General features: G+C 42.4%; 18 protein-coding genes. 8 read left to right on the top strand and 10 right to left on the bottom strand.

Translation table 11 applies throughout. The annotated features are described in order from the left end of the window. The first annotated feature begins 201 nt into the window (after window positions 1-201). A complete protein-coding gene (locus tag MJ612_RS04230; protein WP_187029750.1) occupies window positions 202-672 on the top strand; it encodes a DUF4199 domain-containing protein in 471 nt (156 codons plus the stop codon). 36 nt (window positions 673-708) lie between these two features. Continuing rightward, entirely contained in the window at window positions 709-1,167 is a 459-nt protein-coding gene (locus MJ612_RS04235) for a DUF4199 domain-containing protein (RefSeq protein WP_187029752.1), read from the top strand. A gap of 86 nt (window positions 1,168-1,253) precedes the next feature. Here the strand turns inward: MJ612_RS04235 and MJ612_RS04240 are convergent, their stop codons facing one another. Then, a complete protein-coding gene (locus MJ612_RS04240; protein WP_187029754.1) occupies window positions 1,254-1,484 on the bottom strand; it encodes a hypothetical protein in 231 nt (76 codons plus the stop codon). Window positions 1,485-1,796: 312 nt separating this feature from the next. Here MJ612_RS04240 and MJ612_RS04245 point away from each other — a divergent pair, with 312 nt between their 5' ends. Continuing rightward, complete coding sequence (locus tag MJ612_RS04245) at window positions 1,797-2,186, top strand: hypothetical protein (protein WP_187029756.1); 390 nt, start codon at window positions 1,797-1,799, stop codon at window positions 2,184-2,186. A 24-nt stretch (window positions 2,187-2,210) separates the two neighbouring features. On the opposite strand, the gene MJ612_RS04250 is transcribed toward MJ612_RS04245, so the two are convergent. Beyond that, on the bottom strand, window positions 2,211-2,612 hold the full coding sequence (locus tag MJ612_RS04250) for a hypothetical protein (RefSeq protein ID WP_187029758.1): 402 nt from the start codon (window positions 2,610-2,612) through the stop codon (window positions 2,211-2,213). 254 nt (window positions 2,613-2,866) lie between these two features. On the opposite strand from MJ612_RS04250, the gene MJ612_RS04255 reads away from it, so the two are divergent. After that, window positions 2,867-3,682: a murein L,D-transpeptidase catalytic domain family protein gene (locus tag MJ612_RS04255; RefSeq protein ID WP_187029760.1), complete on the top strand. Its 816-nt coding sequence runs from the start codon at window positions 2,867-2,869 to the stop codon at window positions 3,680-3,682. 86 nt (window positions 3,683-3,768) lie between these two features. Here MJ612_RS04255 and MJ612_RS04260 read toward each other — a convergent pair whose 3' ends face one another. Then, complete coding sequence (locus MJ612_RS04260) at window positions 3,769-3,966, bottom strand: hypothetical protein (RefSeq protein WP_187029762.1); 198 nt, start codon at window positions 3,964-3,966, stop codon at window positions 3,769-3,771. Window positions 3,967-4,190: 224 nt separating this feature from the next. Here MJ612_RS04260 and MJ612_RS04265 point away from each other — a divergent pair, with 224 nt between their 5' ends. Together MJ612_RS04265 and MJ612_RS04270 are read left to right on the top strand one after the other, a co-directional pair. Next, window positions 4,191-5,000 carry a M48 family metalloprotease gene (locus tag MJ612_RS04265; protein WP_187029764.1) on the top strand — a complete coding sequence of 270 codons (810 nt, stop codon included), beginning with the start codon at window positions 4,191-4,193 and terminating at the stop codon, window positions 4,998-5,000. Window positions 5,001-5,468: 468 nt separating this feature from the next. Further along, window positions 5,469-6,380 (top strand): diacylglycerol/lipid kinase family protein, encoded by a 912-nt coding sequence (locus MJ612_RS04270; RefSeq protein ID WP_187029765.1) that lies wholly within the window; start codon window positions 5,469-5,471, stop codon window positions 6,378-6,380. A gap of 9 nt (window positions 6,381-6,389) precedes the next feature. On the opposite strand, the gene MJ612_RS04275 is transcribed toward MJ612_RS04270, so the two are convergent. Beyond that, the gene (locus tag MJ612_RS04275; RefSeq protein ID WP_187030750.1) at window positions 6,390-7,610 is read right to left on the bottom strand and encodes a metallophosphoesterase family protein; all 1,221 of its coding nucleotides are present in this window, start codon (window positions 7,608-7,610) and stop codon (window positions 6,390-6,392) included. Between the two features lie 12 nt (window positions 7,611-7,622). Continuing rightward, window positions 7,623-8,258, bottom strand: a complete 636-nt coding sequence (locus tag MJ612_RS04280) for an LON peptidase substrate-binding domain-containing protein (protein ID WP_187029767.1) — start codon at window positions 8,256-8,258, stop codon at window positions 7,623-7,625. A 151-nt stretch (window positions 8,259-8,409) separates the two neighbouring features. Between MJ612_RS04280 and mtgA the strand changes: the two genes are divergently transcribed. Further along, entirely contained in the window at window positions 8,410-9,147 is a 738-nt protein-coding gene (gene mtgA / locus MJ612_RS04285) for a monofunctional biosynthetic peptidoglycan transglycosylase (protein ID WP_187029769.1), read from the top strand. Beyond that, window positions 9,131-9,616 (top strand): YybH family protein, encoded by a 486-nt coding sequence (locus tag MJ612_RS04290; RefSeq protein WP_187029771.1) that lies wholly within the window; start codon window positions 9,131-9,133, stop codon window positions 9,614-9,616. Before mtgA ends, MJ612_RS04290 begins: the two co-directional genes overlap by 17 nt. Window positions 9,617-9,642: 26 nt before the next feature. Here the strand turns inward: MJ612_RS04290 and MJ612_RS04295 are convergent, their stop codons facing one another. The 5 genes from MJ612_RS04295 to MJ612_RS04315 all read right to left on the bottom strand — a co-directional run bounded on the left by MJ612_RS04295 (window position 9,643) and on the right by MJ612_RS04315 (window position 15,747). Continuing rightward, window positions 9,643-10,089 (bottom strand): SRPBCC family protein, encoded by a 447-nt coding sequence (locus MJ612_RS04295; protein WP_187029773.1) that lies wholly within the window; start codon window positions 10,087-10,089, stop codon window positions 9,643-9,645. A gap of 37 nt (window positions 10,090-10,126) precedes the next feature. Next, complete coding sequence (locus tag MJ612_RS04300; protein ID WP_187029774.1) at window positions 10,127-10,540, bottom strand: hypothetical protein; 414 nt, start codon at window positions 10,538-10,540, stop codon at window positions 10,127-10,129. A gap of 152 nt (window positions 10,541-10,692) precedes the next feature. Beyond that, a complete protein-coding gene (locus tag MJ612_RS04305) occupies window positions 10,693-11,835 on the bottom strand; it encodes an App1 family protein (RefSeq protein ID WP_187029776.1) in 1,143 nt (380 codons plus the stop codon). 54 nt (window positions 11,836-11,889) lie between these two features. Then, window positions 11,890-12,711, bottom strand: a complete 822-nt coding sequence (locus MJ612_RS04310; RefSeq protein WP_187029778.1) for a M48 family metalloprotease — start codon at window positions 12,709-12,711, stop codon at window positions 11,890-11,892. 186 nt (window positions 12,712-12,897) lie between these two features. Then, on the bottom strand, window positions 12,898-15,747 hold the full coding sequence (locus MJ612_RS04315) for a M16 family metallopeptidase (RefSeq protein WP_187029780.1): 2,850 nt from the start codon (window positions 15,745-15,747) through the stop codon (window positions 12,898-12,900). Between the last annotated feature and the right edge of the window lie 82 nt (window positions 15,748-15,829).

Raw genomic sequence — 15,829 nt, forward strand, 5'->3', positions numbered from 1 at the left:
GTCTGTTCTGCTTTACGCGCTAAAAATTTTGCTTCAAATCACAACGTCGCTTATAGTTCTATAGTATATAGTTTAAATAATATTCAGTTGAGTGCACAAAGGTAGTGCTTAAATCGCCAGCTGGCGTTCTTTTCATAACCATTTCTGCAACTAAACTGTTCATTATAAGATGAGTATTGTATATAAATAAAACCGCGTAATATGGCAACTGGAAAAATATCTTATCAGAATGTGTCGATCAAATATGGCATCCTGGTTGGAATTGCACACATTGTTTACTTTTTGATAATGGGTGTTCTTGGATTACATGATGTTATTGAACTCTCTTTTATAAGTGGTCTTTTCCTGGTTATAGGTATCATAATTGCAATTTCAAAATTCAAGCGTTTAAGTCATGGTGCAATACGCTATTTTGAAGGACTGGGAATAGGAGCTACGGTAGGTGTGGTGTCATCTGTAATCTTGGCTATATTTCTTGCTATTTATATAAGTGTTTTTGACGCAACTTACCTGGAGAACCTGCAGGCAAGTGCGCTGTTCCCTGAAAGTATATCGCTGCTCTCGCTGATGTTACTGACTGTTATATATGGTACCATTCCCGGCTTCTTTATTGCCTTTATTGCAATGCAGTGGTTTAAGCGGGAAGGTCATTCAATGCCGGAGCGTGTATAATTACCATAATTATTAACTCTTAGCAGCTGCAACCCCATGGAAAAGATAGGCCTGAAGTATGGCTTGATTACAGCCGCCGGCCTTATAGGTTATTTCCTGCTGATGAACTTGTTCGGGCTGGCCCACATTCTTGAATTAAGGTTTCTGAATGCTGTTATCCTGACTATAGGTATTGTGCTTGCACTAAGAGCCTATAAAAAAATGAAACAAGGTAATATTGGTTACTTAAGCGGGCTTGGAGCAGCTTTTATGACAGCGCTTGTAGCTACTCTTATATTTTCGTCGTTCATGCTGTTATTTATCAAAGCGTTTGATGACTCTTTGATGGACGTGCTAACTGCAAACCGCATGGTAGGAGAGCGTGTGGCAAGTACGCCGGGCCTGGTCATTTTTATGGTATTGATGCTGGAAGGGGTGATATCAGGAGCGATGATTGGTTTTATAGCCATGCAGTTTTTTAAACGACCAGAGCATACGGTTCCCAATAGTCCCTGATCAGATTTTCCATACTATAAGTATAAAAGTAAAGGCCGCAGATTAGCTCTGGCGGCCTTTACTTTTATACCTGCTGCAGAAGTAGTTTATTTTACCATATTGTCTGGTCGCTGTATTATCTGTACTACTATTTCATGCATGTCTCCTTCGTTGTCTTTTAAACGGAAAGTAAGCTGTGGGTTATCCATAGTATGATCTGCTTTGATTTCTATTACCTGGGCCTTATTGATCTTATTTTCTAACTGGGGACTTAACTCATGAAATGCTTTTGCAAAATCAACTTCCAGTGTGCTGGGGTTATAGTGTAGTGTTCTCATATAATCTATCTGAATTTTGCCAATCTGATAAAGCTCAGGCCGGTGCTTGATAAAATACTAAACTGTATAGCTTTTTACTATATACCAGAATTAACAGGCTATGTTACCTTTATCACGTTTTATAAATCATATTCTTTATATGGTGTTGGTAGTATTTGAAATAATTATATTTTAACTGAAAGTGTTAGATTCTCTCCGGAAGTATAGTATATAAAAAATATACTAAAAGTAGCAGAACCTGATCTTCATTTTTCCGTTGAAGTAGCTTAGTAACACATCCTGTAGTTGACAGGCTTTTAATTCAGATACCCTATGAAGATTTATACACTAATTTTAGTACTTGCACTTATATCGACTACAGGTTTTTCGCAGCGATATACAAAAGGTGATGACAGTTTAGATAAGAAAGTATTAGCAGTAGAAGTAACGGGACCGGCGCTGCTAACTATGGAAATGATAAAAGAGCTGCAGCTTACAGTACCACAGCAAAAAGAAGTAGAAGAGTTAAACCAGCAACGTTACCAGCAGCTAATGGAAACAGAACTGACTGCAGAAGCCCGTCGTGATTTGGTTTTACAAAAGGTACACCTGCAGAATGATAAAGCGCTGAAGCAGGTTCTTTCTTCAGAACAGCTCAGACGTTTTCTGGAGCTGGAAGGCAGACAAAATGCTGAATATCTATCAGAACTGAATAATCAGTAAAGTATAAAATAATAAAGCCCGAAATTATTCGGGCTTTATTATTTTATCGGGGTTGTTATAAGTTATCTCTGATACTTTCCCTAATGAGTTGATACGAACCTCTGCTCTGTTTACATCAGTAAGAATTTTATTATCCTGGCATTGCGGACCAGCTTCCAAGTAATAATAGTAAATGCGCTGGCTCCGCTCCAGCAGATCTTCTTTATCCGGCTTACCTAATACATTGCGTACAATATATTCTTTCTTGCCATAAAGTTCTTTGCGTATCTTCTCGAATTCAGAGGATAGCTTAGCTCTATCTCCCTTACAAGCATTTTTATCAGCTTTCCACGTTTCACTGTCGAAGCCACGCAAACTTTCCGGAGTATAGCACGACCATACCATAAAACAAAGCAGCAGATACAGAAGCGGTGTTATTTTTTTCATGACGCAAAAGTAAAGTATAAATATTCAATTTGCCTGTAAAAGAGTTATTTTAGGTTTCTAAAAATTTTGAGAAATATACTATGGTTTAGGAAGAGGAATATACTAGAGATAGCTCTTATTACGTTGAACTAAATATAGATTTGATTTATCTCTTTAAGGAGTATTCGCCCGACTCTTTTTAAACCCTACGGAACAATTTTAATGGTTTTACCTGTTACAAAACGAACTTCGTAACCTAGAACCTATCAAAACCTATGTTGAGAACAGCTATCCTCTTACTAGCATTGAGTCTTTTGTCGTCAAACTCTCCGGAAGCCAACCCAATGGCTACTACCATTTTGCCGGCATCAATAGCAAAAAATTCTGCTACAACAACTATAAGTGGTGGTCTCTCCTTCGAACAGAAGCAAATTGCCTTTACCGAGCATGTGGAAGATATCTATGATGATGCTGACCTGAAAGGTAAAGGTTTATCCTTACCTGTGTTCCAGAAGGCTTTTATCGGTTTCATGAATCTGAAACAGCGCCAGAAGGTATCATCTTCCAAGTCTATACTTACTGTTGTTGATTTTACAAAATCCAGCCGTGAGAAGCGTATGTGGGTAATCGATCTGAACGAGAAGAAATTACTGTTTAATACCTTGGTAGCGCATGGCCGTAATACAGGCAACGTGATAGCAGAGAAATTCTCAAACCAGCCTAACTCTTATATGAGCAGCCTGGGCTTTTATGTTACCGATAATACATATTTCGGCAAACATGGCTTGTCTTTAAAGCTTGATGGTTTAGATAAAGGCTTTAACACAAATGCAAGAGCTCGTGCCATAGTTATACATGGAGCCGATTATGCTACTAAAGATTTTATTAAGCAGTATGGCAGATTAGGCAGAAGCCTGGGTTGCCCTGCTTTGCCTACTGAGATCTCTAAGGAGGTAATCGAAACTATTAAAAATGAAACGGTACTTTACGTACACAGCAATGATGCTGCCTATAAATCTGATTACCTTGACTTGAACCTGGCGGTTGAGAGCTTTGCGGCTGATCTGTCTGGTTTTGCACAGAATATTTAATAACTGACACGGCTGCGCCCGGTTTATAGTTACAACAAAAAGCCCCTGCCTTAACAGCAGGGGCTTTTTGTTGGCGTAATGTGTGTTTAGGTCTGGTCTTTTGTTGTTTTCACCAGGCTTATACCTGAGAAAAAGAAGATCAGCCCGATTATAAACGGAACTGCAGCTGTAAACTTACCTACAGCCACGCCATCGCCTCCCATTAAGAAGGCATAGGCACCCCAAATGATACCTATAATACCCAGTATAGTAAGTAAGGCACCAAACGTTCTTTTCATATTCATAGTTTTGTGTTTTAAGTCTATAGTTCAGCCTTAAAAGGCACTTTTCTGGTAATACGATAATTCTATAATTAAGTATAGCAGTTTATACCTGCACTTAGCCTGGCATTCATTAACATTCTACGATTTCTCTTAGCTAAAGTGTTTAAAAGGCGTATATACCGGAACAGCCATTTTATCAATACCATGATGTATGGCTCCAGGAATAATAGAGAGAATGAATAATCATGAGAGGATTAATAAAATTTATCATAGGCATACTTATCGCAGCCGTGTCGCTGGTAACGTATTGGTGCAATACAGAACAGAATGAGTTTACAGGGGAGGAGCAGCACGTAGATATGACAGTAGAGCAGGAGATAGCTCTTGGATTACAAGCTGCACCTGAAATGGCTTCGCAATACGGTGGTTTACATCCCGATCAGGAGGCTGCTAACCGTATCAAAGAAATTGGTCACCAGATTGTACAGCAAACCGACGCAGGTAAAACCCCTTATCAGTTCGATTTCCATTTGCTGGCCGATGAGCAGACGGTAAATGCTTTTGCATTGCCCGGCGGCCAAATATTTATAACGGCAGGTTTGCTCAAGAAACTAAGTACCGAAGGTCAGGTAGCAGGTGTTCTTGGTCATGAGATCGGGCATGTAGTAGCCAGACATTCAGCAGAACAACTTGCCAAAGCGAAATTAACCCAAGGGCTTACCGGAGCAGCTGCAATAGCCACCTACGACCCGGAAAATCCGGCTTCACAATCCGGGGCCATTGCCGCTGCCATGATTGGTAAATTAATGAATATGAGCTATGGTAGGGATGATGAACTGGAGTCGGACAGGCTGGCGGTACGATTAACAGGAGAGGCCGGTTTTGACCCAAGAGCGATGCTGGAAGTAATGCGAATATTAGATGAAGCCAGTGGCGGGGCACGTGGCCCTGAGTTTACACAAACCCACCCGAACCCGGGCAACAGGATAGCAGAAATAGAGCGTGCAATACAGGAAGAGTATCCAAATGGACTTCCGAATGGACTTATACCATAAAAAAAGTGCTAAAAACTAGCCTGAAATACAACCTTCCAAAAAACTTGGTGTATAAGATAGATGCAGTTTAACTGCAATTGCGCTCAACTACATGGCATTTTGCTGTGGGTACTTTTGATCTAAAACAAACTTAAACTTGAAAGTTACTATTAAAATGGCTACTAAAAACGAAAGTCAAAAAGGTTCTTCGAAATCAGGATCTTCTTCATCATCTACATCTTCGAAGACAAGTGCAAACAAATCTACTACTTCTAAGACTTCTGGTGGCGCTTCAGGATCATCTTCTGGTTCTGGATCTTCTTCAAAAAGCTCTGGCTCATCAGGATCAAAATCCGGAAAGTAGTATTGTAAGCTATAGCCACAACCGGCTACAGGAAAAACTAACCAAATTACAGGTTAGTTTTTTTTGTGCCTTACCTTAAAGCGGTAATAGCGTATCATTGGGTAACGAAGAAGCAACATAACCTTATGGAGGAATATAAAGCACCTGAAACTATTCTTTTTGTTATTAACCCAATTGCCGGGGATATAGATAAAACAGACCTGGAAGAAGATATTATTGCCATGTGTGATGAACATGGCCTTAACCATCATGTTTATAAAACAACCGGTGAGAATGATAGCCAGGAGATCAAGAAACAAATAACTGACCTGAAGCCCGATGCCGTATTTGCCGTCGGAGGAGATGGTACAGTTAGCCTGGTAGCAGCCTTGCTAATTGATACATCTACACCCTTAGGTATTATCCCGCTTGGTTCCGGTAATGGATTGTCGAAGGACCTGAACATACCACAGGATACCGAAGATGCACTGGAACTGATTCATCAGCATGTAGTCCGCAACATTGATACCCTGGATATAAACGGGCATCCTTCCATACATTTATCTGACCTTGGTTTTAATGCCCTGGTAGTGCAACGCTTTTGTGACGGTGAGACCCGTGGTCCTGGCTCATATGCATGGATTGCGCTGCAGGAATACCTGAGTTACGAACCTAAATTCTATACTATAGAAACAGAAACAGAACGATTTGAAGGGGAGGCTTTTATGGTTACTATAGCCAATGCAAATGCCTTTGGAAGCAACGCCGCCATAAACCCAACCGGTATATTAAATGATGGACGTTTTGAGATCTGTTTGATTGAGCGTTTCCCGAAATCTGCCGCTCTTGGCATTCTTTACAAACTATACACCGATAGTATTGATGATTCTGTTTATACTCGAAAGTTAACCTGCAGATCTGCTACTATTTATAATACAGAACACGAAGTAATGCACATAGATGGCGAACCGGTAGATCTGGGAGAGGTGGTGAAAGTACAGATAAAGCCAAAGAGCCTGAAGGTGTTATTGCCAGTTCCCTTACCTGAAGATGAATAGGATGGTTTGTTACACAAGTGCCTGTTGTGGGACCACTATACTTTCCAGTTTTTTGCGGAAAACAACTTCACTGGCTGTGTCCGTTTTATCCGAAGATACCACATGCATTTCCAGCCAAACTTCGCCGTTTTGGTAATAATTTAGTATAGCAAAGCCTGGTTGTTCTAATGTAAAGGTTGCGCTTCCGCCTTTCTTCACAAACGATGTTTTACTGCCAGATCCGCTTACCAGGTAATGGTTTCCACGCTTTTCGAAGTGTTGCAGGTTGTGGTCGTGGCCGGCGACATAAATAATGTTCTGATACCGGTGAAATATCTGTAGTAGCCTTTTGCGCATCTGTTTATACCTCTTATGCGACATATCTTCGTAAGCTCCAAAAAATTTACGATAGAACGGGTATAGCGAACCAAGTATAGGCAAAGGTATCAAGAAGCGTTTATTAGCCGCAGTAAGCGGGAACAGGTGCTGTTTGATAGTGAATTTGCCACCATGTAATGCGTTACTGTAAAGCGGGTGATGTGCCGCTATAACTATACGCTGGTGCCTGTTTCGCCGGAGTAGATTATTCAGATCGATGTAAAATTCTTCTATATCGTTGTAGGGGCAGTTATACTTTGCACCCAACGGTTTTTCGCCACGTTGTACCCACCATTGTGTATTTATGACGAGCAGCAGCAGACCTTCTGCCAATTGCATTGTTACAGGGCCGGGGCAGCCATGCGGAGGCAGATAACTCTCCTGGCTTTGCAGTGCTTCGGTAATATACTTTTCCTGGCGTAGCATGTACTGGTATCCATCAGCACGGCCTTTGTTCCAGTCGTGGTTACCACTCAGAAAAGCGCATCTTGTTTTATAGTCCTGAAGTTGCTGCAGTATAGTTTGCAAGCGTGCCTCTGCCATTGCGCGGTGCCGATGCCCTTCAGGTGGCAGACCTACGGGGTAAATATTATCACCCAGAAAAACGGCCATACCCGCAGTTTTATTCATTTCCTGCCATTCCCTGAATATAGCCAGAACAGGATCAGTGCCGTCGGTTGCAACAGCGCCAACATCACCTAGTATCGCTAATGAGTAGGCTTTTTCAGCTTCTGGAGGGAGTAGGGTTTGCCGCCAGCCTACATCTGCCAGTTTATAGTATGGTTTACGCCTGTATTTCCATTCCTGCCAGTAGCTGAACAACAGAAAAATTATGAACAGAGAGGGTACTATAATCAGGAAGTAAACAAGCATCAAATTTATACTTTAAAAGTTAGGCGGAGTAAGCGATTTAAAATGACCGTTCAGCTTTACACGTTCTTTCAATCGTTCTGTTTCCAATACAATGGGAAGTATATTTTGCAGGTGCTGCAGAATGGCTTCTTGCCGGTCACTTTCGCGTTTCATTTGCAGCAGTGCGTATTCCTGTTGCAAGTTAAGACCTAACTGGTGTGCTATTGTAAAACTGGAGAAGGAATCATCCAGATCCATAGCCAGGCTCTTCAGGCTTAGTGCTTCGTAAAGCTGCTTCATCAGCTCCTTTATTTTTGTCTTGGTCACAATATCTTCCGTGGTGTCATAAACAACAGGTTCAATTTCGCCGCCTGCATAAAGTCTGCCTGGTACTGTTTTATCAAATTTCAGAATTTTAAAGGTACGCAACCCTTTGCTCCGGATGTCCATTTCGCCATTGTCATACTTCTTTTCTATACTCAGTATTTCCACCTCAGTACCATAATGCCCCACAGCATTCTGAATATAAGTCGGGATTCCGAAGGTCTTATCGCTCATCACGCAATCGAGTACAAGCTGCTTGTAACGCGGTTCAAAAATGTGCAGGTTCAGCTTCTCGCCGGGGTACACCACAATATTCAACGGAAATAAGGGCAGGTAAACAGACATAGCGTAGCAATTTATTTTATCTACAGGCAAAAGGTGCAGTATGTTTAGCGCATACGTACGGGGCCTATAAATCAGTTGAGTAGAATGTAAAATTTGGCTGAAAAAATCCTTTGAAAGCTATACCTTTGCGGCCTTAATCTGTAAAGCTTTTATGAGCAAAAAGCGTTTTGGCCTGCGCCAGCTAAAGTTAGTTTTTGTAAAGTTGGTACTTAGTATGTTCCTGCTAAGTATAGTCTGGGTATTGTTGTATAAATGGATAGACCCGCCTGCTACTTTGCACATGATTAAACGCCGTGCCGAAGCAGGGAAAGCTGATAAGAATGATCCTGAAATAAAACATACTTTCGTTTCGCTGGATGAGATGTCGGAGCAGTTGCCGCTTGCTGTAGTAGCTTCTGAGGACCAGTTATTTTTACAGCACCACGGCTTTGATGTAGAAGCTATCCTGGATGCTTTTCAGCGTAACCGGAAAGGTGGTAACATTCGAGGTGGCAGCACAATCAGCCAGCAGGTATCAAAAAATGTATTTCTTTGGCACGGGCGCAGTTACTTACGCAAAGCCGTAGAGGCTTATTTTACAGTGTTGATAGAACTGATCTGGGGCAAAGAGCGCATCATGGAAGTATACCTGAACATAGCTGAGATGGGGGATGGAGTGTTTGGAGTAGAAGCAGCCAGCCAGTTATACTTTAATAAACCTGCCAAAGATGTAGGGCGTAAACAGGCGGCACTTCTGGCGGCCGTGTTGCCAAACCCAATAAAGTATAGTGCTAAGAACCCAAGTGGTTATATCCTGCGTAAACGTGGCCGCATCGCCCGCGCTATGGGCCGACTCGGTGGCACGACTTATATCAAATCTATACTCCCTGCTTATGAAGAACAGAAATAGCCTTTTTATACTTGCTGCTTTTGCTGCACCGGTTATACTTGGCAGCTGTCAGACAACAAAACCAGTGGCTACAACAACGCAGCAAACTATAACCAATACCGAAAGTATAGCCCAGGTAAAACAAGTGTTGCAGGAGCAGGCAGCCAACTGGAGCGCCGGCGACCTGGAAGGTTATATGCAGGGCTACTGGAAATCGGACTCATTGCTGTTTATTGGCAAGAGCGGCTTAACTTATGGCTGGCAACAAACCTTGGATAACTACAAACGCAGCTACCCGGATGTATCAGCAATGGGTAAACTTACTTTTGACTTGAAAGAAGTGCGGCCGCTTTCGGAAGAGAACATTTTGGTGGTAGGGAAGTGGCACCTGCAACGTGAAGAAGCCAAAGGTAATTTAGAAGGCCATTTTTCTGTTATCTTCCAACGGTTTTCTGATGGTTGGAAAATTCTAGCGGATCATTCGAGTTAAGAGCACTGTTTCGGGAAGTATAGCTATCAGTTAACAGCTTGTTCCAGATATTTCTTCAGCGTCTCCAGTACCACTGGCCAGGCCTGACTTACTGCTTCGTAATACCAATCCCAGCCAGGGCTTTGCTGATAACCTTCCTGACACAAGTATAAAGTTGTAGTGCTGTTATTTTCTTGTGTTGCTGATACCGTTAACACCATAGGGCCCAAGATGGGCTTCACTGGATTTAAGTATACCAAGTTCTCAACTATAAGCAACGCATCAGGTTGATAGGTTCTGATTGTTCCAGAGCTTATGTATCCAAAACCTTCCTTAGTAATATTCCAGGTAAGTACATAAAGGCCACCGACTTTTCTTTCTATCAGCGAACGTTCTACGCCCCACCAACCGCACAGCAACTTTTCATCTATAAAAGCAGCGATTACAGATGCCGGACTTGTCTTTATACTGATAGTTGCCTCTACCTTCCTCAAGTTAAATTTAGTTAATCAATTATAGTTACTAAATCACTTAAGATGCAGATGTCTTTACGGTGGTTACTGCCAGTTTCAGGCTCAGGAAGGAAAGTATAAAAGTAAGTGGCGTAAAGATGATCTTCTCAAAAAAGTTTATCGAAAAGAAATTACCTACGGTATTCATCAGGAAAAGTGTGAACATAGCCCATAGTGCTATTTTTAAAATATCTGCAGGTATTTTCAGTTTAAAAAGACCGGCATAAACCACTACCACTGCTATCATTACTAAGTTTAATGTAACAGAAATCGCTTCAAAGCGCAGCATTTCAGAGTAACTGTTAAGTCTGCCGCCCCACACCATTTCATAAGGTATAAGCCCTACTAATATTGCTGTATGAAACGCTACCATCAGCGATAGAATTACCAGTATACCATAAATTGCAAAAGGTTTTGAAATATACTTTAGCATGTGCTTAATATTAAGATAAAGTAGTTTCTGGTACGTTTATTTAACCGGGCAAAAACTGTTGCTAAAGATATAGAGAACTATACTTAAAATAAAAAGACCGGCAAAGTTGGTTTTACATTTCGCCGGTCTAATGCCATAGTTATACTTAAAAATTACTTATCACCCGCAGTATCTACTTCCACTTCTTTCTCTACTTCTTTCACTTCTTCCACAAAAATAAAGCCGTTGGCTGCGGCGTGTTTAGCGGCTTCGTCGGTTTCTTTTACCAGTAACATTTCTACATCTCCGCCACCTTTCTTCAGTTCGTCAACTATACCTACTACTTTACGGGTATGCTTTTCAATGTTCACGTCTCTTATGTAAATGGCCATAATACGACCCGGATGCTTTTTAACTACTTCGCTATAGATGGCTGCGTCCTGTTGTCCGCTATCGCCAATAAGTATAAAATCCAGGTGCGGGTAGGTTATGAGGATGTTCTCTATCTCTTTATACTTATGGCTCATGTGGTCGGAATGGCCAAGCTTGTTTTCATCTATACCAAAGTCGCGGAGCAGGAGTGGACCTTGCGGGATCTCATTTAATTCCAGGAAGTGGTACAACAGGTCGTAGTTGTTCCAGGGGCTGCTGCTTACGTAAAAGAACGGGTTGTTTCGTTTGCCGTTACGGCCTAGCTGTAAAGCCTTGTAAAACTGCGAAACTCCATGAAAAGGGATGCGGGTATGGGCATTATTCAGCAAAATATTTTTTCCGGATTCCAGTAAGCTGGTGGCACCGGTGCGCATAATGGTATCGTCAATATCTGAAATGATACCATACTCAGCATCGGGCGGTGGAACCAGAACATGAGCAGTGGCTTTTACTTCTTCTGTAAGTTCTAAGGGAGCATCAATCAGCTTAAGCTCTATGTCATGCCAGATGTCTTCAAGTACCAAAGGAGTTTTAGGCTCCAGGTTCAGTACAAAATAACCCTCCACGTCTGTCGTGATCTCATGAAACTGGTTATTGAAGCAAAGCTGCACCCGCGCATTAGGCACCTCATCCGACTCGAAACGGCGGTACATGTTCATCAGGTTTTCCCACAACGTATCCTGTTGTTCTGATTGGGTTATACCTTTATCCTTCAGCACCCTGCCTTTTACATAGAGCCTGTTTGGCGTACCATAGCTGCGGTAAGGTACAATTTGCAGTGGCTGCATCATGTTAAGCTTTCTTTTAAGCTTAAATGAGAGCATATCTATTTTTTCTTCTGCTTTAAGTATGGCTTTTACGCCTGTTTGCTTCAGTTTTTTCATAGTATACAAGTATCAAAAAAGCCTGCAGAAGTGGCTGCAGGCTTTTTACTGTTATTAGTTCAGCGCATTCTTTAAAGCTGTAAAATCGCTGTCAGATGCTGAGGCAGTGCTGCATCCCTGTTCCTTTGCTTTCTGCTGTATATTCTCTATACGGTTTTCAGGGTTAGGGTGTGTGCTCAAAAACTCAGGGGGTGTACCCTGTGCAGCCTCTTCATTCATTTTAATAAAGAAACCGGCAGCGCCATCGCAGGCATAATATTCTGTGCCACCCAGGTATTCTACTGAGAAATTGTCTGCTTCTGTTTCGGCGTCGCGACTGAATTTAAGACCAGCCAGTGTACCGGAAAGCTGTCCTGCAATTTCTTTTAAAGCACTTGGGTTATTACCTAGCGCAATAGAGAGCAGCAGGTTTATGCCATATTGGCGTTGCAACTGCTTTACGCTGTGGCGTTGGTCGGCATGAGCTATTTCATGGGCAATAACGCCGGCAAAATGGTCTTCGTCGTTCAGGTATTTTATAAGACCGGTAAACACATAAATGTGGCCACCTGGTGTAGCAAAGGCATTTAGCTGGCTATCGTCTTTTATAATTTTAACATCCCAGGTAAACTCTTCGCGATACTGTACTTCTCCGGAGTTAAGAACACGGTTCACGATACGGTCCATGTATGTATAAGCCTGCTGATTTGTAGCATTACGCTCCAGTAGCTTTCCTTGTGCTTTATAAGTAGAGTCCACTTCGTGGGCTACCTGGTTACCTAAGTTAACGTCATCCTCAATCGAGAAAAGTACTACATCGTTTCCGTCGCAAGAGTAAAGGGTTAATGCACTGGCAGCCGCCAGGCCGAGGGTAAGTAGAGTTCTTTTAAGTTTCATGTGTAATAAGTTTGGTATATATAGTGCAAACGCACTACAAAGTCTGTGCCTTAAAAAACGCAGAGTAAGCCCCTTTACGCATGTGGCAGTGCTACAGGTTGCAAAAAGATATAGTGAAAGCTAAATTATTAGTGCAATAAAAAAGCCCCTGAAGTTATCAGGGGCTTTCCAGTGTGTAGTATGGGTTTATTTTACGGAAGATGTACCTACCGGGTTACCGTTCGCATCAAGCTCTACAATCTCGTAGTTCAGCTTCTGTAATTCTGACATTACTTTCTTTTTATCGCCTACAACTACAATGTGCATGTTATCTACAGGCAGGTGCTTGGCAGCCAGCGCATCAATATCCTTCTTGGTTATTGTGTTTAGGATCTGCGTTTGCTTCGCCACGAAGTCTTTCTTAAGATCGTACTCAAGTATACGGCCTAAGAAACCTGCTTTCTGACCAGGAGTTTCATACTTACGCGCATCAGATTGACCAATAGAGTTCTTCATGAACTGTAGTTCAGCCTCTGTGATACCTTTGTTTTTGAAATCTGTGATCTCTTTCATGAACTCTACAACCGAAGCAGCTGTGGCATCGGCACGCACACCAGCCGAGGCCGTGAACGGACCAGCATACTTGCTGCCACCAAAGCCAGAGCGGGCACCGTAAGTATAGCCTTTGTCTTCACGCAGGTTCAGGTTGATGCGGCTGTTAAAAGCACCACCCAGGGCAAAGTTCATCAGGCCTGTTTTATAGTAATCGCCGGTTGCATCGTAAGGCATTGCCACATAACCGATACGTATCTCAGACTGGGCTGCATCCGGCTTATCTACAAAGTATAGTTTTGTCTTCGCAATAGCAGGTGCTTTTTTATCTGCAGGAATAACTACATTTTTCTTCTCCCATTTCTTCAGGAAGTCAAGTTTGCCAAGTATATCTTTCTCAGCAATATCACCCACCACAACCAAATTGGTAACAGAAGGAGAGAAGCTTGCTTTGTAGAACTGCTTCACATCATCCAGCGTGATGCTGTTTACTGTTTCAGCAGTACCGGATGTAGGGATAGCTTCGATGTGGCCTTCGCCGTAAAGCAGTTTGTAGTATACATCGTTAGCAATTGTTACTGGCTGCGTAGACTGGTTAGCTATACCTTCAAGCTGCTGCTTCTTCAAACGATCGAAATCATCCTGCGCAAACTTCGGACGGAACATACGCTCTTCTAACAGCGCAAGTGTCTTATCCAGGTTTTTCTTCAGGGACTGAACAGTTACATAGGTGTCTTCAGAACCTGAACTGATACGGATAGAGCTACCTAGTTTGTTCAGCTCGCTACTGAACTGTTCTGAAGTATAGTTTTCAGTGTCTTCGTTCAGTAACGCTGCAGTTAAAGATGCAATACCCGCTTTGCCTGGGTTAGCAGCAGAAAGTCTGTGGCCACCAGCAATTGATAACTGTAATGTTACAGTTGGTATTTCATCTGATTTAGTACCAATCACTTCCAGGCCATTCTTGAATTTGGTAGTATAGTAATTTGGTACAGTTACAGCAGTTGCCTGACCCGCTACAGGGCGCTTGGTACGGTCAAACGTATCAACTGCTTTGGTATACTTCAGGTTACCGTATTCCTGTGGCATTGCCACCGATTTGTTGGTGTCTACCGTATAGTTATCTGCTTTGGCAACCAGGTCTTTTTTACCTTTAGGCACTACGCTAAGCAATACCGCAGGCTTACCTTTGATGTACTGGTTGTAAACACGGATTACATCGGCTTTCGTAACACCTTGAATGCGACGAAGCTCTTCCTGAATATAGTTAGGGTTGTTACGGAACGTTTCGTAAGCAGCCAGCTGTGATACTTTACCACTTACACTTGCAAGGCTATTAACCAGGTTTGATTCTACAGATGCTTTGTAACGCTGTAAGTCTTCGTCAGTAACACCACGCGTTTCAAACTCAGCAATAGATTTACGAAGCATATCTTCAGCAGCTGCCAGGTTGTTGTTCGGGAATGCCATTAAAGAAATTCCAAACTCACCAGCCAGCTCAGAAGTAGAGTTAGATGCAGAGGCAGAAAGTGCTTTCTGATCTTTTACAATGTTTTTATAGAAGATTGAGTTCTTACCCTGGCCAATGATCTCAGCAAGTACATCCAGTGCAGGCTCGTCTTTGTGGCCGGCTTCAGGTGTTGGGAACGTCATACGCAGCATCGGGAAACGCACGTTATCTTCGTAAGATACATAACGGTCTTTCTCCAGTTGCGCCATCATCGGCTTCATGTCCTCCACAGCAGGGCCGGCAGGTATAGAGCCAAAGTATTTCTCAACAAGCTTTATAACTTCAGCAGGCTTCACATCGCCACCAACAGTTATAGTTGCATTGTTAGGGCCATACCAGCGCAGGAAGAAATTTTTAAGGTCGTTAACATTTACACGATTCAGGTCTTCCAGGTAACCTATAGTTGTCCAGGAATAAGGGTGACCGTACGGGTAAAGGTTTTTAGAAGTCAGTTCGTAAACTAAACCATAAGGACGGTTATCGTAGTTCTGGCCACGCTCATTCTTAACGGTTTCGCGCTGTACTTCAAATTTCTTTTGAGTTACAGCATCCAGCAAAAAGCCCATGCGGTCAGCTTCTAACCAAAGTGCAGTCTCTAATTGATTGCTTGGTACAGTCTCAAAGTAGTTAGTTCTGTCGCGGTTGGTTGTACCGTTAAGCGTACCACCTGCATCAGATACAACTTTAAAGTGTTCTTCGTCGGCTACGTTATCAGAGCCCTGGAACATCATGTGCTCAAAAAAGTGAGCGAAACCAGATTTGCCTACTTCTTCGCGGGCAGAACCTACGTGATACGTTACATCCACGTGCACAACAGGGTCAGAGTGATCTTCGTGAACAATGAGAGTAAGCCCGTTGGCAAGTTTATATTTTTCGTAAGGAATAACCAGCTCGTCGCCTTTTTTGGTTACTTTCTCTACCTGTTTAGTTTGTGCATCGGCAGCGCCTACCACGCTGGCTGTAAGTACGATGCTCAAGCCAATTTTTTGCAGCATAAGATTTAGATTAGTTTGGTTAGTTTTGCTTTGACTAATATAAGTATAGCAGGTTTAATATCCTGTGTTAATTTATACCAAC

The sequence above is a fragment of the Pontibacter deserti genome, from assembly GCF_023630255.1.
GTDB classification, from domain to species: Bacteria; Bacteroidota; Bacteroidia; order Cytophagales; family Hymenobacteraceae; genus Pontibacter; species Pontibacter deserti.